At 71.2% G+C, this 23,023-nt stretch carries 16 protein-coding genes; 10 read left to right on the top strand and 6 right to left on the bottom strand.

The features are described from left to right. The first annotated feature begins 10 nt into the window (after positions 1–10). From ACFY2A_RS27655 to ACFY2A_RS27635, 5 genes are all read left to right on the top strand, one after another. On the top strand, positions 11–1,690 hold the full coding sequence (locus ACFY2A_RS27655) for a right-handed parallel beta-helix repeat-containing protein (RefSeq protein WP_387175874.1): 1,680 nt from the start codon (positions 11–13) through the stop codon (positions 1,688–1,690). Between the two features lie 31 nt (positions 1,691–1,721). After that, positions 1,722–3,206: a type VII secretion protein EccE gene (gene eccE, locus ACFY2A_RS27650; protein WP_387175871.1), complete on the top strand. Its 1,485-nt coding sequence runs from the start codon at positions 1,722–1,724 to the stop codon at positions 3,204–3,206. Further along, complete coding sequence (locus tag ACFY2A_RS27645) at positions 3,203–3,895, top strand: hypothetical protein (RefSeq protein WP_093411163.1); 693 nt, start codon at positions 3,203–3,205, stop codon at positions 3,893–3,895. The genes eccE and ACFY2A_RS27645 overlap by 4 nt, the downstream gene beginning before the upstream one ends. Before the next feature lie 161 nt (positions 3,896–4,056). Next, positions 4,057–8,424: an ExeM/NucH family extracellular endonuclease gene (locus tag ACFY2A_RS27640; RefSeq protein ID WP_387175869.1), complete on the top strand. Its 4,368-nt coding sequence runs from the start codon at positions 4,057–4,059 to the stop codon at positions 8,422–8,424. A gap of 194 nt (positions 8,425–8,618) precedes the next feature. After that, the gene (locus ACFY2A_RS27635) at positions 8,619–10,019 is read left to right on the top strand and encodes a rhodanese-like domain-containing protein (protein WP_387175867.1); all 1,401 of its coding nucleotides are present in this window, start codon (positions 8,619–8,621) and stop codon (positions 10,017–10,019) included. 31 nt (positions 10,020–10,050) lie between these two features. On the opposite strand, the gene ACFY2A_RS27630 is transcribed toward ACFY2A_RS27635, so the two are convergent. The 3 genes from ACFY2A_RS27630 to ACFY2A_RS27620 all read right to left on the bottom strand — a co-directional run bounded on the left by ACFY2A_RS27630 (position 10,051) and on the right by ACFY2A_RS27620 (position 12,359). Next, positions 10,051–10,635, bottom strand: coding sequence for a hypothetical protein (locus ACFY2A_RS27630; RefSeq protein WP_387175865.1), 585 nt, complete (start codon positions 10,633–10,635; stop codon positions 10,051–10,053). A 66-nt stretch (positions 10,636–10,701) separates the two neighbouring features. Further along, positions 10,702–12,027 carry an RNA polymerase sigma factor gene (locus ACFY2A_RS27625; protein WP_387175862.1) on the bottom strand — a complete coding sequence of 442 codons (1,326 nt, stop codon included), beginning with the start codon at positions 12,025–12,027 and terminating at the stop codon, positions 10,702–10,704. Next, the gene (locus ACFY2A_RS27620) at positions 12,024–12,359 is read right to left on the bottom strand and encodes a YciI family protein (RefSeq protein ID WP_363925414.1); all 336 of its coding nucleotides are present in this window, start codon (positions 12,357–12,359) and stop codon (positions 12,024–12,026) included. The genes ACFY2A_RS27625 and ACFY2A_RS27620 overlap by 4 nt, the downstream gene beginning before the upstream one ends. A 276-nt stretch (positions 12,360–12,635) precedes the next feature. Between ACFY2A_RS27620 and ACFY2A_RS27615 the strand changes: the two genes are divergently transcribed. After that, positions 12,636–13,598 carry a DUF817 domain-containing protein gene (locus ACFY2A_RS27615; RefSeq protein WP_387175860.1) on the top strand — a complete coding sequence of 321 codons (963 nt, stop codon included), beginning with the start codon at positions 12,636–12,638 and terminating at the stop codon, positions 13,596–13,598. A 42-nt stretch (positions 13,599–13,640) separates the two neighbouring features. On the opposite strand, the gene ACFY2A_RS27610 is transcribed toward ACFY2A_RS27615, so the two are convergent. Together ACFY2A_RS27610 and ACFY2A_RS27605 are read right to left on the bottom strand one after the other, a co-directional pair. After that, positions 13,641–14,093 (bottom strand): hypothetical protein, encoded by a 453-nt coding sequence (locus tag ACFY2A_RS27610; protein ID WP_387175858.1) that lies wholly within the window; start codon positions 14,091–14,093, stop codon positions 13,641–13,643. After that, a complete protein-coding gene (locus tag ACFY2A_RS27605; RefSeq protein WP_387175856.1) occupies positions 14,093–15,913 on the bottom strand; it encodes a carbon starvation protein A in 1,821 nt (606 codons plus the stop codon). The genes ACFY2A_RS27610 and ACFY2A_RS27605 overlap by 1 nt, the downstream gene beginning before the upstream one ends. Positions 15,914–16,024: 111 nt before the next feature. On the opposite strand from ACFY2A_RS27605, the gene ACFY2A_RS27600 reads away from it, so the two are divergent. The 4 genes from ACFY2A_RS27600 to ACFY2A_RS27585 all read left to right on the top strand — a co-directional run bounded on the left by ACFY2A_RS27600 (position 16,025) and on the right by ACFY2A_RS27585 (position 21,522). Beyond that, positions 16,025–16,810: a pyridoxamine 5'-phosphate oxidase family protein gene (locus tag ACFY2A_RS27600; RefSeq protein ID WP_387175854.1), complete on the top strand. Its 786-nt coding sequence runs from the start codon at positions 16,025–16,027 to the stop codon at positions 16,808–16,810. Positions 16,811–17,005: 195 nt separating this feature from the next. Continuing rightward, on the top strand, positions 17,006–18,073 hold the full coding sequence (locus ACFY2A_RS27595; protein ID WP_387175852.1) for a lytic polysaccharide monooxygenase: 1,068 nt from the start codon (positions 17,006–17,008) through the stop codon (positions 18,071–18,073). Between the two features lie 306 nt (positions 18,074–18,379). Then, positions 18,380–19,666 (top strand): right-handed parallel beta-helix repeat-containing protein, encoded by a 1,287-nt coding sequence (locus ACFY2A_RS27590; protein ID WP_387175850.1) that lies wholly within the window; start codon positions 18,380–18,382, stop codon positions 19,664–19,666. 71 nt (positions 19,667–19,737) lie between these two features. Then, positions 19,738–21,522: an N-acetylglutaminylglutamine amidotransferase gene (locus tag ACFY2A_RS27585; RefSeq protein ID WP_387175848.1), complete on the top strand. Its 1,785-nt coding sequence runs from the start codon at positions 19,738–19,740 to the stop codon at positions 21,520–21,522. A gap of 14 nt (positions 21,523–21,536) precedes the next feature. On the opposite strand, the gene ACFY2A_RS27580 is transcribed toward ACFY2A_RS27585, so the two are convergent. Next, a complete protein-coding gene (locus ACFY2A_RS27580; protein WP_387175846.1) occupies positions 21,537–22,682 on the bottom strand; it encodes a glutamate--cysteine ligase in 1,146 nt (381 codons plus the stop codon). Positions 22,683–23,023: the final 341 nt, after the last annotated feature.

Raw genomic sequence — 23,023 nt, 5'->3', positions numbered from 1 at the left:
AGCCGGAGCCATGACGCGCACCCTTCTCGTCTCCCCGGATCAGCCCGGTGCCTACCCGTCCATCGGGGAGGCACTGGCGGTGGCCAGCGACGACACGGTCGTCTCGGTCAGCCCCGGCACCTACCACGAGGCCCTGTTCGTCAACGACCGTGGCGTCAGCGTGGTCGCCGCAGAGGGCCCGGGCACGGTCACCATCGACGCGTCCTCCGGGGCGTACCCGACGGTGTCCTGCAATTCCGGCCGGTTGGAGCTGCGCGACCTGGTCCTGAAGGCCGGTGACGCGCAGGTCGTGGTGGCCGACCGGGCGAGGCTCACCATGACCGGGTGCGAGCTGAGCGCCGGCTTCGGCGCGGCGATCCAGGTGGCGGGTCGTTCGGAGTTCACGCTCACCCGCTGCCGGGTGACCGGCGGACGGTACGGCCTGGTGGTGGAGGATTCCGACGGCAGCGTCGAGGGGTGCGAGTTCACCGATCTCAGCGAGGACGGCATCATCGTGCGGATCGGGGCGGCACCGACCATCCGCACCAGCACGGTGACCCGCTGCGGCAACCGGGGCATCTACATCTACCAGTACGGCCGGCCCATTATCGAGACCTGCGACATCTCCCAGACCGGGCAGGCCGGCGTGGCGGTGGTTCATCAGAGCGCCCCGGTGCTGCGTCGCTGCCGGATCCGCGACACCCGAGGGCCGGCGGTCTCCTTCGCCCGGGGCTGCCGCGGCAGCGTCGAGGAGTGCACCACGGAGAACACCGGCCAGCCGGCGATCGAGATCGCCGAGGGAGCCGACCCGACAATCGTCGAGGGCACCGTCAACCGGAAGGCCGCCTTCGGCGCCGACGCCGCCCGCGCGACCACCGGTCAGGACGCCGCCCGGGTGGAGAAACTGCTGGCCGACCTGGCGGCCATGGTCGGCCTGGAATCGGTGAAGGAGGAGGTCCGCGCCCTCATCGACGAGATCCAGGTCAACGAGTGGCGGCGCAGCGCCGGGCTGCCCGTCGGCGCGGTCAGCCATCACCTGATCTTCGCGGGTGCCCCCGGCACCGGTAAGACCACGGTGGCGCGCATCTACGGTGACCTGCTGGCAGCGCTGGGCGCACTGCCCGGTGGCGCCTTCCGCGAGGTCTCCCGACGTGACCTGGTCGGCCAGTACATCGGCCACACCGCCGAGAAGACCGCCGCCGCGTTCGAACTGGCGCGCGGCGGCGTGCTCTTCATCGATGAGGCGTACACCCTGTCCCGGTCGTCGGGCACCGGTGGCGACTTCGGGCAGGAAGCCATCGACACGCTGGTGAAGCTGATGGAGGATCACCGCGACGAGATCGCGGTGATCGCGGCCGGCTACACCGGCGAGATGTTGCAGTTCCTCGACGCCAACCCCGGTCTGGCCTCCCGCTTCGCCAAGACTGTCGAGTTCGGCAACTACTCCCCGGAGCAGTTGGTCGTAATCGTGGAGCGGATGGCCGGCGGCGACGAGTACCTGCTCGCCGACGGCGTCTCCGAGGTGCTCCGCGAGCACTTCGGCACCATCGAACGGGATCAGAATTTCGGCAACGCCCGAGAGGCACGCAAGCTCTTCGAGGGGGTCCGCAAGGCGCAGGCGCAGCGGTTGCGCCAGTCCGGGCAACGTCCGAGCCTCGACGAGTTGCGGACCGTGACCGTGGCCGACGTGCGCACCGCGATCGGGCGATGACGATGCCGCGCCGGTCAGGGAGGGACGTGCGGTGACGCATCCGGGTGCGGCTCAGCCGGGCGAGCCGGGTTGGCAGCATCACCCGGGGGCGGCGGCACCGCCGCCACAGCAGCGCGCGCCCCAACAGCAGGGCGCAGCGCCGGCACCGACGCTCGGCGGCGCCGGCCCCGGCCACACCTGGGCGGCCGAGCGCGGGCAGGGGCGGGCCACCGTCGGCACCGCGTACACCAGTCGGGCCGCCGCCACGGGATCGGCCGCCGTCGCCGCGCCCGCCGCCCGGACGCCGGAGAGTCGGGTCGTACCGCAGGCCACGGCCGCCCCGGCGGGACCGCCCGTCGCCGAAGGCGCGGCCCGGGACGCCGCGGCGGTTCCGGTGGTACGCCCACACCGACGGCAGCCGCGCGTCGGTGGGATCCACGTAGCCCAACTCGTGGCCTGGCAGGCCGGTGCGGCGGCGGTGCTGGCGGCCACGCCGCACGGCCTGCCGCTGACCGTCGCGGTGGCCGCCGCCACGGTGCTGGTGCTCGCTCCGACGATGGTGCGCCACCGGGGCCGATGGCTGCACCAGTGGCTGGCGGTGTGGTGGGCGTACCGGGGACGGAGCCGGCAGCTGGTCGGTGCCGGGCCCGACGGCCCATGGCAGCTGCTGAGCCACCTGGAGAGCACCGTCGAGCTGGATCAGGTCGAGATCGACGATCAGCCGGCCGTGCTGCTGACCCACCGGGGTGGGCTCAGCGCGGTGCTGGAGGTCGATCCGACCGAGGGCGCGCTGCTCATGGGGGCACCGCAGGCCCTGCCGTCTCCGGTGGCGTTGCTACCGGCGGCCGACCCGAAGACGCCCCTCGTGACGGTGCAGGTGCTGATCCAGGTGACCCCGGCGCCCCGCGCCCGCGCGGCTGCGGTCGACCGTGCGTATCGCGAACTGACGAACGGTGGCGTCCCGGCCAGCCGGCAGGCGTGGGTGGTGCTTCACGCTCCGCGTACCCCCGATTTCCACGCCGACCGGGATCTGCGGCCGGCGCTCACGGCGGCGATCCGGCGGACCCGGCGTCAGCTGCGGCAGGAACGGGCAACGGCCCGTCTGCTCAACCGGGACGAGGTGCTCGCCGCGGTCGCCCAGTTGACCCATCTCACCGCTGGCGCAGCCGGCACCGACCCACCGTTGACCCGGGAAGGCTGGCGGAGCTGGTCCGTTCAGGGTGTCCCGCAGAGCTGCTATCGACTGCTCGCCTGGCCCAGCCGGGCGTGGGAACTGGACCCACTGCTGCGCGGACTGCCCGCCGCGGCCGGCGTGGTGTCCATCTCGGTGGCTCGGGAGAATGGCCGCCCTGGTGACGACGACGCCCTGGTCGAGGTGGCGTTCCGGCTCATCGGCGCCGACCCGGCCGCGCTGGCCGCCGCCGATCGCGCACTCGACCAGGCGATCCGCGATCACGGCGGTCGCCTGCAGCGACTCGACGGCGAGCACGCCCACGGCGTGGCCGCCACCCTGCCGTTGGGAGGCTTCCTGCGATGAACGGCGTCGCCTTTCCCGGCAGTCGGATGGGACTGCACGTCGCGGACGCTGCCTCCGTCGCCGGCCTACGGCTGGTCGCCGGTGGCGGCGGGCTGGTCGTCGGCCGTAACCGCCAGCAGGAGCCGGTGGGGCTGCGGGTGTTCCGGGCCGAACCGACCCGGCTGATGCTCACCGGCGGGGTACGCGCAGCCGAGCTGCTCGCCTTCCGGTCACTGGCGCTCGGCGCCCGGCTGTTCGTGCAGACCGCGCGGGAGCAGGAGTGGGACGCCTTCCTGCGGCGCTGCGTCATCGGCCGGGAGATCGCCTCGTTCCTGCCGCCGGGCGTCGCGCCTCCGGTGCCGGCCACACCGACCGAACCACAGCTCGTGGTGATCGACACCGGTCCGGTCACCGGACCGGACACCAATCTCAGCGCACCCTGGCGGGCCACCCTGGTGGTCCGCGACGACCTGGCCGGCTGGGACGTCGAGGTTCTGGTCCGCAGCGACATCGTGGTGCTCCAGCGGCTCACCGAGGCCGAGGCGGCCACCGCCGCGAACGCCCTCGGTCTGGCCAGCGTGCAGAGCTGGTTCACCCAGTTGCATCCGGAGATGGTCGGCCTGATCACCAAGGGCAAGGTGCAGTGGGTGATGCTGAGCATGACCGGCACCGAGCGTCAGCTGATCGGTCCGGTCGCCCGGGGCGGCTGAGCTACCCGGGCTTGCCGCCCAGGGCGGCTGAGCTACCCGGGCTTGCCGCCCAGGGCGGCTGAGCTACCCGGTCTTTGCCGCTTTGGTACACCCGGCGGCTCCCGCATGGACACCGGCGCCGCTTATCCTCCGACGGTCTACTCCCTTCGGAGGCCGCATACATGCAGCGCACAAGAAGTACACGACTACTCACAATCCCGGGCGTACTGGTCACCGCCACCACGCTCATCCTCTCCGGTGGCACCACCGCCTTCGCGGACCCGGCGCCCACCACGCCGTTCATCAGTGAGATCCACTACGACAACGTCGGGGCGGACACCGGCGAGGCGATCGAGGTCGAGGCACCGGTCGGCTTCGACCTGACCGGCTGGCAGATCGTCCTCTACAACGGCGCCAACGGTTCGGCGTACGGCACCAGGACGTTGAGCGGCGTGGTGCCGGCCAGGGGTGTGGTCGTCGAGTCGTACCCGACGGACGGCATCCAGAACGGCTCACCCGACGGCGTCGCGCTCGTCGCGCCCGGCGGTGACGTCGCCGAGTTCCTGACCTACGAGGGCACCTTCACCGCGATCGGCGGGCCGGCGGACGGCCGGACCGGCGTCGATGTCGGCGTGCAGGAGACCGCGTCGACCCCGGCGGGCCACTCGCTCCAGAAGATCGAGGGCAGCTGGCGGGCACCCGCGCCGAGCACCTTCGGGGTGCGCAACGCCGCATCGGACCCGGACCCGGATCCGACCGGCTGCACCGTCACCGTCGACCACACCATCGCCGAGGTGCAGGGCTCCGGTGCGGCCACGCCGCTGGCCGGCAGCCGGGTGACCGTGGAGGGCATCGTCACCGCCGACCACCGCACCGGTGGTTACAACGGGGTGTACGTGCAGACGGCGGGCAGCGGTGCCGAGCGCCCGGTCGCCGCCGGAACCGCCTCGGACGGCATCTTCGTGTACCTCACCACCAACACCGCGAACCACCCGTCGGTCGCGATCGGCGACCGGGTACGGGTCAGCGGCACGGCGAGCGAGTTCAACGGTCTCACCCAGCTGACCATCGCGGCCCGGGCCGACGTCCAGGTCTGCGAGCAGGGCGCACCGCTGCCGGCACCGGTGCCGGTCGAGCTGCCCCTGGACGAGGCCGCTCGCGAGTCGGTCGAGTCGATGCTGGTGGCGCCGGTCGGCGCGTACACCGTCTCCGAGGTGTACAACACCAACCGGTACGGCGAGGTGGTGCTCGCCGCCGGTGACCAGCCGGCCCGGACGCCTACCGATGTGGCCCGCCCCGGCTCGGACCCCGCGCAGGCCCTGGCCGCCGAGAACAAGCGGCGTCGCCTGCTTGTCGACGACGGTAGGACCACGAACCTGGCCACCGCCGGGCTGCCGCCGCCGTACGTCTCGCCGGCCAGCCCGCTGCGGGTCGGCGACTCGGTGGAGGCGTTCGGCGCGTCGGTGCTGTCGTACGGCTTCAACGAGTGGCGTCTGCAACCGACCCGCCCGGTCGACGCGGACACCGCACCGGCCGCCCGGACCACGTTCAAGACCACCAATCCGCGTACCGCCGGGCCCGTCGACGTCGGCGGCGACCTGCGGGTGGCCAGCTTCAACGTGCTGAACTACTTCGTCCACTTCGGTGGCGAGGCCCGAGGTGCCGACGACGAGGCGGCGCTGGCCAGGCAGGAAGCAAAGATCGTTTCGGCGATCACCGCGTTGAACGCCGACGTGGTGGCGCTGGAGGAGATCGAGAACTCGGTCCGGTTCAACGCCGAGGACCCGCAGCAGGCACTCAAGCGCCTGGTCGCCGCCCTGAACAGCGAGGACGGCGCGGGCACCTGGGACTACGTCCGTACGCCGGCCGAGCTGCCCGGCGCGGCCGAGCAGGACGTCATCACCACGGCGATCATCTTCAAGCCGGCCAAGGCACAGCCGAAGGGCCCATCGCGGTCGGTGAACGACGAGACGGTGTGGTCCAACGCCCGCGAGCCGATCGCGCAGACGTTCACCGCCGGCTCGGTGGACTTCATCGTGGTGGCCAACCACTTCAAGTCCAAGAGCGGTGCCGGCTCCGGTGACAACGCCGATGCCGGTGACGGTCAGGGCGGTTGGAACGGCGACCGGGTCCGGCAGGCCGGGGCGCTGGCCGCCTTCGTGGACCAGGTCAAGGCGGACAGCGAGACCGACGACGTACTGCTGCTGGGTGACTTCAACGCGTACACCCAGGAAGACCCGATGCAGGCCCTCTACGACGAGGACTACCGCAATCTCAACGACACCGGGAAGACCAGCTACGTCTTCAACGGTGAGTCCGGCTCGCTCGACCACGCCCTCGCCTCGCCGTCGCTGGCGTCGCGGGTCACCGGGGTCGACATCTGGCAGATCAACGCGGTCGAGTCGTACGCCTTCCAGTACGACGGCCTGGCCGCGTTCTTCGCACCGGACCCGTACCGGGCCAGCGACCACAACCCGCTGGTGGTGGGCATCGACACCGGCGCCGACGCCGGCCCGGTGGAGCTCCAACTGCTGAGCATCAACGACTTCCACGGCCGGCTGGAGTCACCGGCCACCGTGGATGGTCAGCCGGTCGGCGGTGCGGCTCAGGTGGCCGGTCTGGTGAACCAGTTGCGGGCGGAGAACCCGAACACCGCCTTCGTCTCCGCCGGTGACAACATCGGCGCCTCCACCTTCATCTCGGCGATCGACGACGACAACCCGACGATCGACGCGTTGAACCAGGCCGGCCTGCTCGTCTCGGCGGTGGGCAACCACGAGTTCGACAAGGGCATGGCGGACCTGACCGGCCGGGTGACCGACCGGGCCGACTTCCCGCACCTGGGCGCCAACGTGTACCGCGGTGAGACCCGGGCGCTACCGGCGTACGCGGTGAACACCATCGGCGGCGTCCGCGTCGGTTTCATCGGCGTGGTCACCGAGCAGACCGCCTCGCTGGTGAGCCCGGACGGCATCACCGGCATCACGTTCCGCGACCCGGTGGTCGAGGCCAACCTGGTCGCCGGCCAGCTCAAGGACGGCAACCCGGACAACGGCGAGGCCGACGTGGTCGTGCTGCTCGCGCACGAGGGCGCCGCGACCGAGAACATCGACTCTCCCGAGGCGTTGACGAACGACCCGGTCTTCGGCGAGTTCACCCGCGCCGACGCCACCGTCGACGTGATCTTCAGCGGGCACACCCACCAGCCGTACGCCTTCGAGGTGCCGGTTCCCGGCACCGACAAGCTGCGGCCGATCGTGCAGGCCGAGGACTACGGCAAGCGTCTCGGCAAGGTCACGTTGACCTTCGACCCGGAGGCGGGCTCCATCACCTCCGCCGACGCGTCCCTGGTGGACGTCGTCGGTGCGGCGCAGGACCCGGCGGTGGCGGAGATCGTGGCCGCCGCGAAGGTGCGGGCGCAGGAGCTGGGTCAGCGGAAGCTCGGTGAGATCACCGCCGACATCCGGCGCGCCTACACCGACGGCAACGAGGATCGGGGCAAGGAGTCGGCGCTTGGCAACTTCATCGCCGACGTGCAGCTCGCCGGCACCCGTGACGCCGGTCGGGGTGGGGCGCAGATCGCGTTCATGAACCCGGGCGGTCTGCGGGCCGACCTGCTGTACGGCGACGACGGCACGGTGACCTATGCCGAGGCCTTCGCCGTCCAGCCCTTCGCCAACGACGTGGTCACCAAGACCTACACCGGTGCCGAGATCAAGCAGGTGTTGGAGCAGCAGTGGCAGCCGGCGGGCGCGTCCCGCCCGGTGCTGTGGCTCGGCGTGTCGGAGGGCTTCAGCTACACCTACGACCCGCAGGCCGCCCAGGGCTCGCGGATCACCTCGATGGAGCTGAACGGCACGCCGATCGACCCGGCGGGCAGCTACCGGGTCACGGTGAACTCGTTCCTCGCTGCCGGCGGGGACAACTTCACCACTCTCGGCGGCGGCACCGACCCGCTGACCACCGGCGACAACGACCTCACCATGCTGGTGAACTACTTCGCCGCCAACTCGCCGGTGACCGCGGACACCGACCCGCGGTCGTCGGTCGGCCAGGGCGGGCCGGAGTGCACCACCACGATCACCGGCAAGCACAACAAGCCGCTGATCGTGACCGCCGGCCTGACCTGTGTGGAGAACGCCACGATCGCGGGCCCGGTGTCGATCGCCGCAGGGGCCTCGCTGCGGGTGACCGGCGGCACCATCAACGGCCCGGTGTCCGCCACCCGGCCGGTGCTGTTCGAGCTGTCGGGTACGAAGGTCTCCGGTCCGGTCACGGTGGCCGGCACCACCGGCGACCTGAAGATCAGCAAGGCCCGGATCAACGGGCCGGTGACGCTTGTGGCCAACCTCGGTGGGGTACGGGTCGACGCGGCCACCGTCAGCGGCCCGGTGAGCGTGACGGGCAACTCCGGCAGCCAGCCGGTGGTCGTCGCCGCCAACACCATCAGCGGCCCGCTGGCCTGCTCGGGCAACACCCCGGCCCCGGTGAACGAGGGTCGGGCGAACACGGTGCGGGGCCCGGCGTCGGGTCAGTGCGCGCGCCTGTGACCGGTAGGTGACAACGCCGGTCCGCGGTCGGAGCTGCTCCGACCGCGGACCGGCCTCCGGTTCGCGGTCGGCCCATCCGAGTGGGCGATGCATACCCCCAGGGGTATAGTCGGAGACGGCTACCCGATCGAGGCGGCATCTCCGCACTCCGGCCGGGTAAGCAACCGCTGGAGACGACTATCGAGGAGCTGGGCATGACGGTGCAGGTGTCGGTCATCACAACGTCGTCCCTCGGCGACCGCAGCTACCTGGCCACCGACGGCCGGGTCGCGGTCGTGGTGGACCCGCAGCGGGACATCGACCGGGTGCTGTACCTCGCCGGTGCGGCCGGCGTGCGGATCACCCACGTGGTCGAGACACACCTGCACAACGACTACGTCTCCGGCGGGCTGGACCTGGCCCGGCTGACCGGGGCGCGTTACCTGGTGGCCGCCGACGACGAGGTGGGTTTCGACCGGGTACCGGTCCGCGACGGCGACGTCATCGAGGTGTCGGAGGCGCTGCGGCTCCGGGCCGTGGCCACCCCGGGCCACACCTTCCACCACCTGTCGTACGTGCTCGACGAGGCCACCGGGGCTGACTGGACCCCAGCGGGGGTCTTCACCGGAGGATCGCTGCTGTTCGGCACCACCGGTCGCACCGACCTCCTTGGTGCGGAGCACGCACACGAGTTGGCCCAGCGTCAGCACACCTCGGCGAAGCGGCTCGCCGACCTGCTGCCCGACGGGGCGCAGGTCTGGCCCACCCACGGCTTCGGCAGCTTCTGCTCGGCCAGCCAGGCCGACGCCCCGGACTCGACGATCGGCCGGGAAAAGCAGGTCAACCCGGTCTTCCGGCTGGCCACGACCGATTTCGTCACCGAAACCCTGGCCGGTCTGGACGCCTACCCGGCGTACTACGCGCACATGGGGTTGGCCAACACCGCCGGCCCGGCGCCGGTGGATCTCACCCCGGTGACGCGGGCCGACGCCACGCAGCTGCGGGAGCGCATCGCCGCCGGGGAGTGGGTGGTCGACCTGCGACACCGCAAGGCGTACGCGGTCTCGCACCTGGCCGGCACGGTGAGCCTCGGCCTCGACGGCCCGATGTCGACCTGGCTCGGCTGGCTGATCGACTGGGGCACCCCGGTCACGCTGCTGGCCGAGACGCCGGAGCAGGTCGCCGACGCCCAGCGCGAGCTGGTCCGGATCGGCATCGACCGGCCCGCCGCCCAGGCGACCGGCACTCCCCGGCAGTGGGTCGACAACCCCTCCGAGCTGCGGGAGCTGCTCGTCGCGGACTTCCCGGCGCTGGCCGCCGCGCAGGCCGGGAATCCACCGGCCGGGCTGCCCGCCCCGCAGGTCGTCCTCGACGTGCGGCTGGGCAACGAGTGGCGGGACGGCCACGTCGATGGTGCCGTGCACGTACCGCTGCCCGAGTTGCCCCGCCGGACTGCCGACATCCCGCCCGGCACCGTCTGGGTGCACTGCGGGTCCGGCTACCGGGCCGCCGTCGCCGCCTCCCTGCTGGCCAATGCCGGCCGTGACGTGGTGCTCATCAACGACCTCTTCGACCACGCCGAGCAGGCCGGCGTACGGCTGAACCGCAGCGCCTGACCGCCGGCGTCCATCGGCGGCGTGCCGGGAATCAGGACGGGTTCGCCGGGGCGGCGCGGAACACGATCGTCACGCTGAACGTGTTCCCGTCCACCTGGTACGCGTAGCAGCCCGGCCCGTCCACGGTGGTGATGCCCGGCAGGTCGCTCTCCGGCGTGGTAAGCACGGCGTGGTGCCCGTCGTCGCGGGATTCGCCGGTGTAGGAGAACGCCGCCGTCGCGCTGCCCGGAGCATCGATCCGCGCTGCCCGTACCAGCACCGGGCCGGTGTAGCCGGAGCCGATCCACCGCACCTTCTTGGTGTACGTGCCGTCCGGTTCCCGGTCCTCGTCGCGCAGTTGCAGGGCACCGTCGGCGAAGTAGTCGGCGACCGGGTACAGCGGGCCGGGCCCGAGCACCCGGTGCGCCTGGTCACTGTCGGACCAGGGCTGGGGCTCGGCGACCGGGCAGGCGTCGCCGGGCCCGGCGGTGGGTAACCGCAGCGGTGGTGCCGTCCATCCGGCGGACGTCGGCGCCGGTGCCGGCGACATCGGCGCGGCGTCCGGCGGCGGATCGTCACAGGCCGTCACGTTCACCACGAGCAGAACACCGACGCACGCCCAGGCCCACCGCACCATCTCCGCAGTATCGGCCGGTGCCGTCAACCGCGCTGCCCCGTCCGGCCGGATGCCCCGGCTCGGTTGCTACGACGCGGGTCCATATGTGTGACGCGCCCGGTCGAGCAGCGCCCGACGCTCGGCATCGCCGTGCACCCGGTCCGCCGCCGCCCGGAACAGCGCCACTGCCCGCTCCGGGTCGCCCTGTCGGGCGACGAGATCCGCCTCCACCGCCAGCGTCAACGGATAACTGTCGAGCCCGCCACCGGCGCGCGCCTCGGCGAGCAGGGCCAGCCCGGCTCCCGGCCCGTACGCGTACCCGTGCGCGACGGCCCGGTTCAGGGCGACCACCGGGGTGGGTTGCACCTGGGCGAGTTGGTCATAGCAGTCGGCGATCCGACGCCAGTCGGTGGCGTCGGCGCTGGGCGCGGTGGCGTGGCACGCCGCGATTCGGGCCTGCCACGCGTACGGGCCGGACTCGGTGAGGCCGGCGAGCAGGCGGTCGGCCTCGGTGATCGCCGCATGGTCCCACCGGGACCGGTCCTGACGATCGAGTGGGATCAGGTTGCCGTCGGTGTCCCGCCGGGCGGTACGGCGGGAGTGCTGCAACAGGCACAGCGCCAGCAACGCCGTCGCCTCCTGATGCTCGGGCATGAGCCGGACCAGCAGCCGGGCCAACCGGATCGCCTCCTCGGCGAAGGCCGGCTCGCCGTCCGCGTCGTAGCCCTGGGTGAACAGCAGGTAGAGCACGCCCAGCACCCCGGGCAGCCGCTCGGTCAGGGCGTCGCCGCGCGGCACCTGGTACGGGATACCCGCGTCGGCGATCCTCGCCTTGGCCCGGGTGAGCCGCCGGGTCATGGTGGACTCGCTGACCAGGAAGGCCCGGGCGATGTCGGCGGTGGGCACCGCGCAGATCGTCCGGAGGGTCAACGCGACCCGTGCCTGCGGCGCGAGGGCCGGATGGCAGCAGGTGAAGATGAGCCGCAGTCGGTCGTCCACCACCTCCTCGTCCGGTACCGGTTCCGCGGTGGCGGCCGTGAGCGCCAGCACCGCCACGTCACGCAGCTTGCGTCGCTCGACCGAGGCCCGCCGCACCACGTCGAGGAGCCGGTTGCGGGCGACCGCCATCAGCCAGCCCGCCGGGTTGACCGGCACCCCGTCCACCGGCCAGCGGTCCAGCGCCCGAGCCAGGGCCTCCTGGGTGCAGTCCTCGGCCAGCGTCCAGTCACCGGTGATCCGGATCAGGGCCGCCACGATCCGGGGATACGCCTCGACGGCAGTGGCCGCGACGGCTTGCGCCGCCGCGGCCCGACCGGCCGCCGTACCCCCGTTCCCGGCGCGCCGCTGCGCCGCCGCGCCGTCGTCGTCGGTCGACGTCCGCGGCACCGCGATCTCGGCGGCCGGATCCGTCACTGCTCGGAATCGTCGAACGGCCGGAGTTCGATCCGCCCGGCCCAGGCCATCGGATGTGCCCGGGCCACCTCGATCGCCTCGTCCAGATCGGCGCACTCCAGCAGGTCGAAGCCGACGATCATTTCCTTGACCTCGGCGAACGGCCCGTCGGAGAGCAGCAGCTGGCCATCGCGCACCCGCACCGTGGTGGCGGCCGACGCCGGTGCCAGCCGGGCGCCCTGGAGGCGTCGGCCGGCCGCGTCGTTCTCCGCCACCCACACCTCGACGTCGGGGTGGTTGGTCGGCTCCGGGTCCGGCTCCGGATCGGTGCAGACCAGCATCATGTACTTCACGTCAGTGCCTTTCTGTCGAATCGTCAGGAGTGGTTCCACCGACATGACGAACGGCGAACCCAGCTTCCGGACAACCGAAGGGTTTCATCTTCCGCGCGGATTCGCCGTCAGGCACGTTCGGTCGCTCTCGGACGCCATCTCGGCCGCGCCGTCGGTCACGATCGCTGGCGTCGACCGCGCGGGTGGCCAGTGGCGCTGAACAGCGAGGTCAGCGCGCGGGCGCCCAGCCCACGGGCAGAATGTCCGCGCCGTCCGGCGGCTACTAACCTGGGAGCGATGCAGCACACCCCCGACGGACGGGCCACGCTCACCACGGCCGAACGCGCGATCGACGCCCGCTTCCGGGCGGGGCTGGCCCGGCTGCCGCGTCACGGGCCGGCCGGCTGGTTGACCGAGTTCGTGGTCTTCGGGCTCAAGCAGGCCTGGGCGTGTGTGTTCGGTGCCGCCATGCTGGCGATCATCTGCGCGGCGCACCTCTGGTACCCGGACGACGCCGGGTTCGCCCGCAACGATGTCCTCACCGTCGCCGCCGTCGCCATCCAGGTCGCCATGGTCGCCGGGCGGCTGGAGACTCTGCGCGAACTACGGGTGATCGTCCTGTTCCACCTCGTCGGCACGGTGATGGAGCTGTTCAAGACGCACGTCGGCTCCTGGACGTACGAGCCCGACGGCGTGCTCCGGCTCGGCGGGGTGCCCCTGTTCAGCGGCTTCATGTACGCCGCGGTCGGCTCCTACCTGGTCCGGGTGAACCGGCTGTTCGACCTGCGCTTCACGCGCTATCCGCCACGCTGGTTGACGGCCGTGGCGGCGATCGCCATCTACCTCAACTTCTTCGGCAACCACTACCTGCCGGACGTGCGATGGCTGCTCGTCGCGGTTGTCGCAATCGTGTTCGGTCGCTGTGTCATGCACTTCCGCATATTCCGGGCACGGTGGCGCATGCCGCTGCTGCTGGCCTTCGTCCTCGTCGCCTTCTTCATCTGGCTCGCGGAGAACATCGCCACCTGGTCGAACGCGTGGCTGTACCCGAGCCAGGTGGACGGTTGGCATCCGGTGTCACTGACGAAGCTGACGTCGTGGTTCCTCTTGATGATCATTTCGGTGGTGCTGGTCACCTGGATCTCACCGCCGCAGCCGCCTGACGACGACCGGCAGCCACCCCGTGGCGTCGATGAGGCTGCGGGTGGCGGGATGCCGGTCGGCGCCGGATGGGATTCTCGTCACCGGGCGCGATCGTAGGCTGCTCACCGCACCGCTGAACCTGGTCGGCCGACGAGCCGGCTACCGACCGGGCCGCCGGCTGTTGCGGCAGCTGACGGCGGCCGACGAGGCGAGCGCCCGGCGGACGATGTGCAGGGCCTGATTCGCCGGGGGTAGGCCGGACTCGCTGACCACCCGGCCGTCCACGATGATCGCCGCATATCCGGTACCCCGGACCAGGTCTCGCAGCAGGTTCCGCCAGGGTCGCCGGTGCCGGCGACCGTCGCGCACGATCGCCGGCAACAGGAACAGCGTGTTACGTGGGTCGACGATCTCCACCGCGATCTCGGCTGGCAGACCGGCGCGTACCACCTGGTAGACCTCGCCCAACGGCCGCTGGTCGGCCCGTTGCCGAGCCAGTGCGGGATCCTCGTGCCGACCCTCGACGCAGATGCCGGCCGCGCCGGTGCAGCAGCCGGAGCCGGCCCCGGCGGCGTCCCACGGTCGGATCAGCAGAACCCGGTGCCGGGCCATCAGCGACGATCGTCGGTGGCACCGGCACCGGCCGCCGACTCGGCGCCGACCGCCCGCTGCGACTGGTCGGCCGGCTCGGACTCGATGGCGCCCGCACCGTCGCTGTCCGGGCCGGGCCCGGGATCCGTGTCCGCCTCGGCGGGCTGGCCACTGGCGCGACGCAGTGCCAGCACCGCCTCCACGATCAGCCAGAGCGCCAGGACGAAGATGATGGCGTCCAGCGGCGCCAGCACCCACTCGTCGGCCTCGACGAACTCGCGCAACTGCACGATCAGGGCCCAGGTCGTCATGATCAGCAGGAAGACCAGCGGCACGATCACCGCCACCGGGTTGCGCCGACGGCGCAGCACCCAGACCGCGATGACGGCCAGCGCCAGCCCGGCGGTGAGCTGGTTGGTGGTACCGAAGAGCCGCCACAGCACCCCGAAGGTGTAGCCGGCGTCCCCGCCGCCCGGCAGCAGGGCGAGCGTGAGCGGTGCGGCGATCGCCAGCAACCCGGCCAGGGTCAGGTGACGCGACAGCCGCCGCCACCCGACCAGTTCGGCGATCTCCTGCACGATGTAGCGCTGCAACCGGACGCCGGTGTCCATGGTGGTGGCCGCGAACGAGATCACCACCACTGCCGCGAAGACGGTCGCGAGTTGGAACTCGATGCCGAGGTTGGTGGCGAAGCTGGCGATGCCGTTGACGAAGTTGCGGGTGGCACCGCCCGAGGCCTCGGCGTAGCTGGCGTACAACCCCTCCCACTCGGCGCGCGTGGCGGCGACCCCGGCCGTGACCGCGATGATCGACCCGAGGGCGAGGCTGCCCTCGCCGATCGCCCCGGCGTAGCCGACGTACCGGGCGTCGGTCTCCTTGTCGAGCTGTTTGGAGGTGGTGCCGGAGGCCACCAGCGAGTGGAACCCGGATATCGCACCGCAGGCGACGGTGATGAACAGGAACGGGAAGATGCTCGGTGAGCCGGCCGGCACGTCGTTGAACATCGGTGCCACGATCCGGTCCATCCCGACCAGCACGCCGGCGAAGATGATGGCGATCGCGATGAACAGCTGGTGGGAGTTGATGTAGTCGCGAGGCTGCAACAGCAGCCACACCGGCAGGCGTGAGGCGATGAAGGTGTACGCGAAGAGGATGATCACCCACAGATTGCGCGGCTGGTCGAACCCGAGCGCGTCGGCCAGCCCGGTGATCTCGATCGGGTAGAGGTTGCCCACCCAGATCAGGAAATAGAGGGCGATCACGCCGATGATCGACGGTACGAGCGCGGCGCTGCGGGTGCGGTAGATGTACTGGCCGATCGCGATGGCCAGGGGAATCTCCACGAAGATCGGGATGACCGCGCCCGGGTAAGCCACGAGCAGGTTGCCGATCACCACCGCGAAGACCGCGTTCACAAGCGTGAGCAGGAAGAAGATGATCAGCAGGAAGAGCGTCCGGGCCCGCTTGCTGATCACGTCCGCGGCGAGGGTGCCGATGTTGCGCGCCCGGTGTCGTACCGAGACCGCGAGCGACCCGAAGTCGTGTACGCCGGCCGCGAAGATGGTGCCGAGCACCACCCAGGCCAACGCCGGTCCCCACCCCCAGAACACCGCGATCGCCGGACCGACGATCGGGGCGGCTCCGGCGATCGAGGTGAAGTGGTGGCCGAAGAGCACATGCTTGTTGGTGGGTACGAAGTCCACCCCGTCCGCGAACCGGTGCGCCGGGGTGACGTAGGCCGGGTCCAGCCCGTACACCCGGTCGGCGAGGTAACGCGAGTAGTACCGGTAGCCGAGGGCGAACATCGCCATGACCGCGATGACGACGACGATGGCGGGCATACGGCTGCCTCCTTGCGGCCCGCGGGGGCGGGCGCTCGTGTGCAGATCCCGAAACCTGCCGGTAATGTAACGGGGATCACATTCCAAGGTCAACCGAACGGCTCGGATCACATGGACGTGGGTGCTGATGTTCGTCGCGCGATCCAGGCCACCACCGTCGGCGAGCTGGCCTGGCTCGACCGGGACGGCCGACCACAGGCCCGGCCGGTCACGCCGCTGCTGCTCGACGACCGACCCGCCGTCGCCTTCCCGTACGCCGAGGTCGCCCTCGCCCGACGGCTGGCCGCCGCGCCGGTCGCGGCGCTTGTCGTCTCCGACGACCGGCTCACCGGACGTGGCTGGCGGCCGGTCGCGGTGACCGGCCGGCCCCGGCTGACCGAGGATCGCGACGGCACGCTGTTCGCGGAACAGTTGCTCGACCAGGAACTACGCAAGTACCCGCCGGCACGCGCGCTGATCGACTCGCCGCTGCTGCGCCGGGAGCACTGGTGGTACCTGCCCCGACTGATCGTGGTGCTGGACGTCGTCACGGCGACCACGGTCGGTGCCCGCGTCGGCGGGGCCGGCGAGGTGCTCGCGGTGGCCCGCGACGATCAGCAGCTGTACCTGGACTCGGTGATGCGGCCCGACGACGAGGGACGCGGGGCGGTCCGGGTGCGGAGCCTCGCGGGACGGCCACCCGCCAACGGCCCGGCGGTGCTGCTGGGACACGACTTCTCCGCACCCGACCTCGAACGGTGGACGCCATGGACGACCCGGGGGGAGCTGACCGACGGCGTCCTGGCCGTGACGGCGGCACCGGCGCGTACCGCCCTCGCGCCGCCGCTCGGGTTGTGGCGACGGCTGACCAGCCAGCGCCGGCTCGCCCGGGCCTGCCAGGACGCGCTCAACGGCTGACCCACCGACCCCTTCCGGAAAAGATTCACACGAGTGGATACGATGAGTACTATCGCGGTTGGGAGCCGCCAAGCCATCGCAGGCAGCGTGTCACACGCCTGCCCTCTTGAGATCGTCATGTCGATCGACGCATTCCTCCCGGGGTTGGGCGCCCCGGCGAGTGACACCGGCGTCGGCGGATCAACTGGAGCATCAATGAAACTCGCACGAACAGCACGTCGACTAGGACTCGGCGCGGCCTCCGTCCTCGTCGCCGCGTTCACCATGGTCGTGATCAATCAGCCCGGCCCGGCCTCGGCGCACGGGTCGGTCACGAACCCACCGTCGCGCAACTACGGCTGCTATGAGCGCTGGGGTGGTGACCACCTCAACCCCGCCATGGCCCAGAGCGACCCGATGTGCTGGCAGGCATTCCAGGCCAACCCGAACACCATGTGGAACTGGAACGGCCTGTACCGCGAGAACGTCGGCGGCAACCACCAGGCCGTCATCCCCGACGGGCAGCTGTGCAGCGGCGGCCGTACCCAGGGTGGGCTGTACGCCTCGCTCGACACGGTCGGCGCCTGGACCGCCAAGCCGATGCCCAACAACTTCACCCTGACGCTTACCGACGGTGCCCGGCACGGTGCCGACTACATGCTCATCTACATCACCAAGCAGGGCTTCGATCCGACCACGCAGCCCCTCACCTGGAACAGCCTGGAACTGGTGCTCCGCACCGGCTCGTACCCCACCACCGGGCTCTACGAGGCGCAGGTCAACGCGGGCAACCGCACCGGCCGGCACGTCGTCTACACGATCTGGCAGGCGTCCCACCTCGACCAGCCGTACTACATCTGCAGCGACGTGACCTTCGGTGGAGGCAGCAACCCGCCGCCGACCACGCCGCCGCCCACCACGCCGCCGCCCACCACGCCGCCGCCCACGACCCCGCCGCCCACCACGCCGCCGCCGACCGGTAACGGCGCCTGCACCGCCACCTACCGCACGACCAGCGAGTGGCCCGGTGGCTTCGGCGGCGAGGTCACCGTCCGCGCCGGCAACGCCGCCATCTCCGGATGGACGGTGAGCTGGACCTGGCCCAACGGCCAGAGCATCACCAACTCCTGGAACGCGTCGATCACATCGAGCGGCTCCTCGGTGACCGCCTCGAACGTCGGCCACAACGGTTCGTTGAGCGCCAACAGCAGCGCCACCTTCGGATTCAACGGTTCCTGGAACGGCACCAACGGCACACCCACCCTCTCCTGCACCGCCCGGTAACAACCTCCGTGTGGGGGGTGGCGCCGACCAGCGCCACCCCCCACACGCTGCGCGTCCGCGACCACCGGTCCGGCGACGCTTCCCCACCACCCGCCCGCCCGCGGAGCCCTGACACCGCCCGCCTCGCCGCCACCCGCCAGGCCTGATCCGTCTGACGGGGGAACCCTCCAGGTCCCTTCCGCAATCCGTCCTCGCCGGGAACATCGGCCACGTACCGTCGAGGCAGGCCGGCGTCCCACAACGCCCGATGGTCGGGCGAGGGACGGAGGACCGGTCGACCTGCCGTCACGGGGAGGGTGATGTCCTGTGTCAGGTCAGGTGACCGTCACCGCCTCGGGTGTGCGGCCGTACGCCGTGGCCGGATCACCACTGCTCTGCGATGCTCGGGAACACGGGCTGACCGGTGACGGCACGACCAACGACCAGCCGGCGCTGGCCGCACTGGTGGACCAGCTCGGCGACGCGTTCGCCGCCGACGGACGGGCGCGAGTGATCTACTGCCCGCCCGGGGTGTACGCGATCCGCGACGCCGGCACCGTCTGGCGCAGCGGGGTTTCTCTGATGGGCGCAGGACCGGGCGCCACCCGGTTCACCAACTGTGTCGCGGTCGGCAACGCGACAATCGGCATCTTCCTGGAGATGCACTACCCCGATCGTCTCCAGCCGAGGGGCATGAGAATCGCCAACTGCCACGCGGAGAGCAACCGGTTCGGCATCTCCGACTGGGGTGCCGACGGACTCATCGTCACCGGGTGCACGATGACAGGAAACCTGGAGGCCGGCTTCCAGGTGTCGGCGAAGGGCACCACCGGCGTACCCGGCAAGGGCGGCCTGCTCACCAACTGCGTCATCGACGGCAACCTCCGCGACGGGGTGAACATCGGCAACACCGTCGGCCCCTACACGGTGCGCGGTAACCGGATCACCGGAAACGGCCGACACGGCTACCACCACCAGGACCTCGGGGACGGAGACCGGGCCGCCGCCGAGGAGATCGTGATCGAGAGCAACGACATCTGGGGCAACAGCCGCGACGGTATCCGCTTCGACCGACCACTTCGCGACGCCGTCATCATCAACAACCGGATCCGCAACAACGGCAGCCAGTGCACGCCCGCTGCCTCCGGCGGCGGCGAGTCCGTCCGCTACACCCGGAACACCGTGATCGACCAGAGCGCGGACTGGCCGGCCGACGGTCACCGCGGCAAGGTGCTCCGCGTCGGCCACCGGTACGCCGTCGTGGCCGCCAACGACGCCACCACCCTCACCCTCGCCCCGATCCGACCCGACGACGCCAGCAATTGGAGCGCCGACACCCCGCCGCCGGGGACGCCGTACGAGTTGCCCGCAGCCCCCGCCGCCCGGGCCGGCATCACCGTCAACGCCACCGCCGACTCGGTCACGATCCGCGGCAACCTGATCCGCGACAGCGGCTCGGCCACCCAGACCCACGGGATCTGGGTCACCGACCGCGGCAACTGTGCCGACTGCCGGGTACTCGACAACGACCTGGATGGCAACGGCACCTCCATCCGCGCCGACGTCCCCGCCGACGGTGGTCGTTGGAGCGGCAACCATGGCCACCAGTCGTAGGAGGTTCCCGGTCGGGTGCCACCCGTGCGCGCCCGGACAGACGTGAGGACGAGGCATGACATCGGAGCGTGATGTGCGGCATCAGCGGTGAAGCGCGGTTCGACGGCACCACGCCCGACGCCGACGCGGTGACCCGGATGACCGACGCGATGCGGTCCCGGGGCCCGGACGGTGAGGGCCTGTGGAGTGATGGCTGGGTGACTCTCGGGCACCGCCGGCTGACCGTCATCGACCTGTCCGACGCGGGCGGCCAGCCCATGGTGCGCGAGGACCTCGGCCTCGCCCTGGTCTTCAACGGCTGCGTCTACAACTACCCCGAGCTGCGCGAGGAGCTACGCGCCGCCGGGCACACCTTCCACTCGACCAGTGACACCGAGGTGATCCTGGTGGCGTACGCACAGTGGGGCGAGGACTTCGTCGACCATCTGGTCGGCATGTTCGCCGTGGGCCTGGTCGACCGCACCCGGCGTCGGCTCGTGCTGGCCCGGGACCGACTTGGCATCAAGCCTCTCTACCTCGCCGGGACGCCGGGCCGGCTGCGGTTCGCCTCGACGCTGCCGGCGCTGCTCAGGGCGGGCGACGTGGACACCAGCGTGGACCCGGTGGCGCTGCACCACTACCTGTCATGGCACTCGATCGTGCCGGCGCCCCGCACCATCCTGCGCGGTGTCCGGAAGCTGCCACCGGCGACCGTGCGGGTCGTCGAGTCCGACGGGCGTAGCCGCGATCGCGTCTACTGGCGACCCGGCTACGTCCGGGATCCGGCCCACGCGGGCTGGGACGCCCGGGACTGGCGGGCCGCGATCGGTGACGCGCTGCGCACCGCCGTACGACGACGGCTCGTCGCCGACGTGCCGGTCGGCGTGCTGCTCTCCGGCGGGCTCGACTCAAGTCTCATCGTGGCTCTGCTCGCCGAGGCCGGTCAGCAGCACCTCCGCACCTTCAGCATCGGCTTCGACAGCCGGCACGGCGAGGCCGGCGACGAGTTCCACTACTCCGATCTGGTCGCCCGGGCGTACGACACCGACCATGTCCGCATCCAGCTCTCCAACGACGACCTGGTGCCGGCCGTCCGCCGGACGGTCGAGGCGATGACCGAGCCGATGGGCAGCCACGACGTGGTCGCCTTCCACCTGCTCTCCGAGCAGGTCGCGGCCCACGTCAAGGTGGCGCAGTCCGGGCAGGGCGCCGACGAGGTGTTCGCCGGATACGGCTACCACCAGCCCCTGACCCAGGTGCCTCGTGCCGAGGCGGCGCAGACCTTCACCGCCGCCTTCTTCGACCGCGACCACGCCGAGCTGATGCGGGTGGTCGGCCCGGCCCACGCCCTCGATGTCGATGCCAGCCGGGATCTGGTGGTCGCGGAGCTGAACGCCCCGGGCGCGGACACCGCCCTGGACGCGGTGCTGCGCCTGGACACCCACCTGATGCTTCCCGACGACCCGGTCAAACGGGTGGACAGCATGAGCATGGCGTGGGGGTTGGAGGTGCGTACCCCTTTTCTCGACCAGGATCTGGTCGCCCTCGCCGCAGCCTGCCCGCCGCAACACAAGATCGCCCATGGTGGCAAGGGCGTGCTCAAGGAGGTCGCCCGCGAGGTGCTGCCCGCCGAGGTGATCGACCGGCCGAAGGGCTACTTTCCGGTGCCCGCGCTGCGCAACGTCGACGGCCCGGTCCGCGACCTCGTGGTGGCGGCGCTGCGGGCGCCGGCAGCGCGCGAGCGCGGACTGTTCCGGCAGGCGTACGTGGACACGCTGCTCGCCGATCCCGAACAGGCGCAGGCCGCTGCGGGCAGCAACAAGCTGTGGCAGCTGGGCCTGCTCGAACTCTGGCTACAGACCCACGACATCCGCTGAGCGTGCCGGCCGGTTCAGCCGGCGGTGGTCTCGGCGGCGAGGTGGTCGAGGACCGCTCGCACATCCCCACCGGTGCGCGCGATGACCCGCCGCTGCCGGGTCGCGCCGGTACCGTCGCGGCGCAGCCGGGTCAGCTGCTTCAGGACGTACGACAGGTCCCCGTGCCGGATCAGCGCGGGCGTCACCGTGGTGACCAACTCCTCCACGAGATCCCACGCCGGACGCGCACCGCCGCCACGCAGATCGATCAGCCGGCCGTCCAACCCCTCATGAGCAGCCCGCCAGTGGGCCGCCGCGAGCAGACAACTACGCAGTCGGGGCACCGGAGTGCCAGCACGCACCTGGTCGACCATGGTGGCGACCAAGGCTCGCACCAGAGCCGCGACCAGCACCGTGTCGTCCACCCCCGGGCAGACGTCCCCCACCCGGATCTCCACCGTGGGATAGCTGGCCGACGGGCGGGCGTACCAGTAGACCATCGCCGCATCGAGCATGATTCCCGCGTCGACCAGTTCCGCCACGGTCGCCTCGTAGTCGGCGACCGAGGCGAAGTACGGGGTGGGTCCGATGCTCGGCCAACGCTCCAGTTGCATCGAACGCCAGCTCGCGTGGCCGGTGTCCGCGCCGTCGTGCAGCGGTGAGTTGGCGGTGAGCGCCTGCACCACCGGCAGCCACGGGCGCAGGTGGTTGCTGACCTGCACCGCCAGTTCCCGGTCCGGCAGCCCGACGTGCACGTGGCAGCCACATACGGCCGGATCGTGTGCGACCGGACCGAAGCGGCGGGACATGGCATGGTAGCGAGGTTCATCCGGCACCGTCCGGTGCGACTCGTGCACCGGAGTGGCTCCCACCGCGACCAACTGCGCGCCCGCCGACCGTGCCGCCTCCGCGGCGGCACGTCGCAAGGTGATCAGGTGCGCCCGGAGATCGGCGAGGTCGGCGCAGACCGGGGTGACCATCTCCACCATGCTGTGCCGAAACTCCTGCCGACTCTGCTTCCGGGCGGTACCGAGCAGGGCCGTCAGCACCCGGTCGGCGACCGGCAGGCTTTCCCCCGTTTCCGGGTCCAGCAGCAGGAACTCCTCCTCCACACCGAGGGTCAGGCGCGCTGGGGCGTCCACGGCACTCAGGGTTGGTGCGGTGGACGGGTGGTTCCTCATCGTCGGCATCCCCTCCTGCCGGCGACGGTCACCGCCGCCGCACTCGCGGGAGTTCCCCGCCATGGCTGCGGCAAACGGCACCGACAAACCGACCGGGCGGGCTCGGTCTGCACCGAGCCCGCCCGTTCCGGCTTCACCCGATCGCTCGCGGGGCGTGCCGTCGCTCATCCGATTCGGCGAGCGACCTCATCCGCGGCGATCAGGCACCTTCGAGCCGGATCTGCACGCCGTCAGCGTTGCAGGGTTAGTACTCCTGGGCGGTAGGGCAGGAGGCCGTAGTCGCCGCCGGAGTTGGGGGAGCGGCCTTGGTAGAGCAGTTGCAGGTTGCAGGGGTCGATGGT

This window comes from Micromonospora sp. NPDC000442 (assembly GCF_042898635.1).
Lineage (GTDB): Bacteria > Actinomycetota > Actinomycetes > Mycobacteriales > Micromonosporaceae > Micromonospora.
This window is presented reverse-complemented; position numbering and strand designations above follow the sequence as displayed.

Coding starts and splice junctions, on each gene's coding strand:
- ACFY2A_RS27635 (WP_387175867.1), top strand. CDS start 8,619: ATGACGGTGCAGGTGTCGGTCATCACAACGTCGTCCCTCGGCGACCGC.
- ACFY2A_RS27585 (WP_387175848.1), top strand. CDS start 19,738: ATGTGCGGCATCAGCGGTGAAGCGCGGTTCGACGGCACCACGCCCGAC.
- ACFY2A_RS27605 (WP_387175856.1), bottom strand. CDS start 15,913: ATGCCCGCCATCGTCGTCGTCATCGCGGTCATGGCGATGTTCGCCCTC.
- ACFY2A_RS27640 (WP_387175869.1), top strand. CDS start 4,057: ATGCAGCGCACAAGAAGTACACGACTACTCACAATCCCGGGCGTACTG.
- ACFY2A_RS27580 (WP_387175846.1), bottom strand. CDS start 22,682: ATGAGGAACCACCCGTCCACCGCACCAACCCTGAGTGCCGTGGACGCC.
- ACFY2A_RS27630 (WP_387175865.1), bottom strand. CDS start 10,635: ATGGTGCGGTGGGCCTGGGCGTGCGTCGGTGTTCTGCTCGTGGTGAAC.
- ACFY2A_RS27615 (WP_387175860.1), top strand. CDS start 12,636: ATGCAGCACACCCCCGACGGACGGGCCACGCTCACCACGGCCGAACGC.
- ACFY2A_RS27600 (WP_387175854.1), top strand. CDS start 16,025: ATGGACGTGGGTGCTGATGTTCGTCGCGCGATCCAGGCCACCACCGTC.
- ACFY2A_RS27595 (WP_387175852.1), top strand. CDS start 17,006: ATGAAACTCGCACGAACAGCACGTCGACTAGGACTCGGCGCGGCCTCC.
- ACFY2A_RS27655 (WP_387175874.1), top strand. CDS start 11: ATGACGCGCACCCTTCTCGTCTCCCCGGATCAGCCCGGTGCCTACCCG.
- ACFY2A_RS27610 (WP_387175858.1), bottom strand. CDS start 14,093: ATGGCCCGGCACCGGGTTCTGCTGATCCGACCGTGGGACGCCGCCGGG.
- ACFY2A_RS27645 (WP_093411163.1), top strand. CDS start 3,203: ATGAACGGCGTCGCCTTTCCCGGCAGTCGGATGGGACTGCACGTCGCG.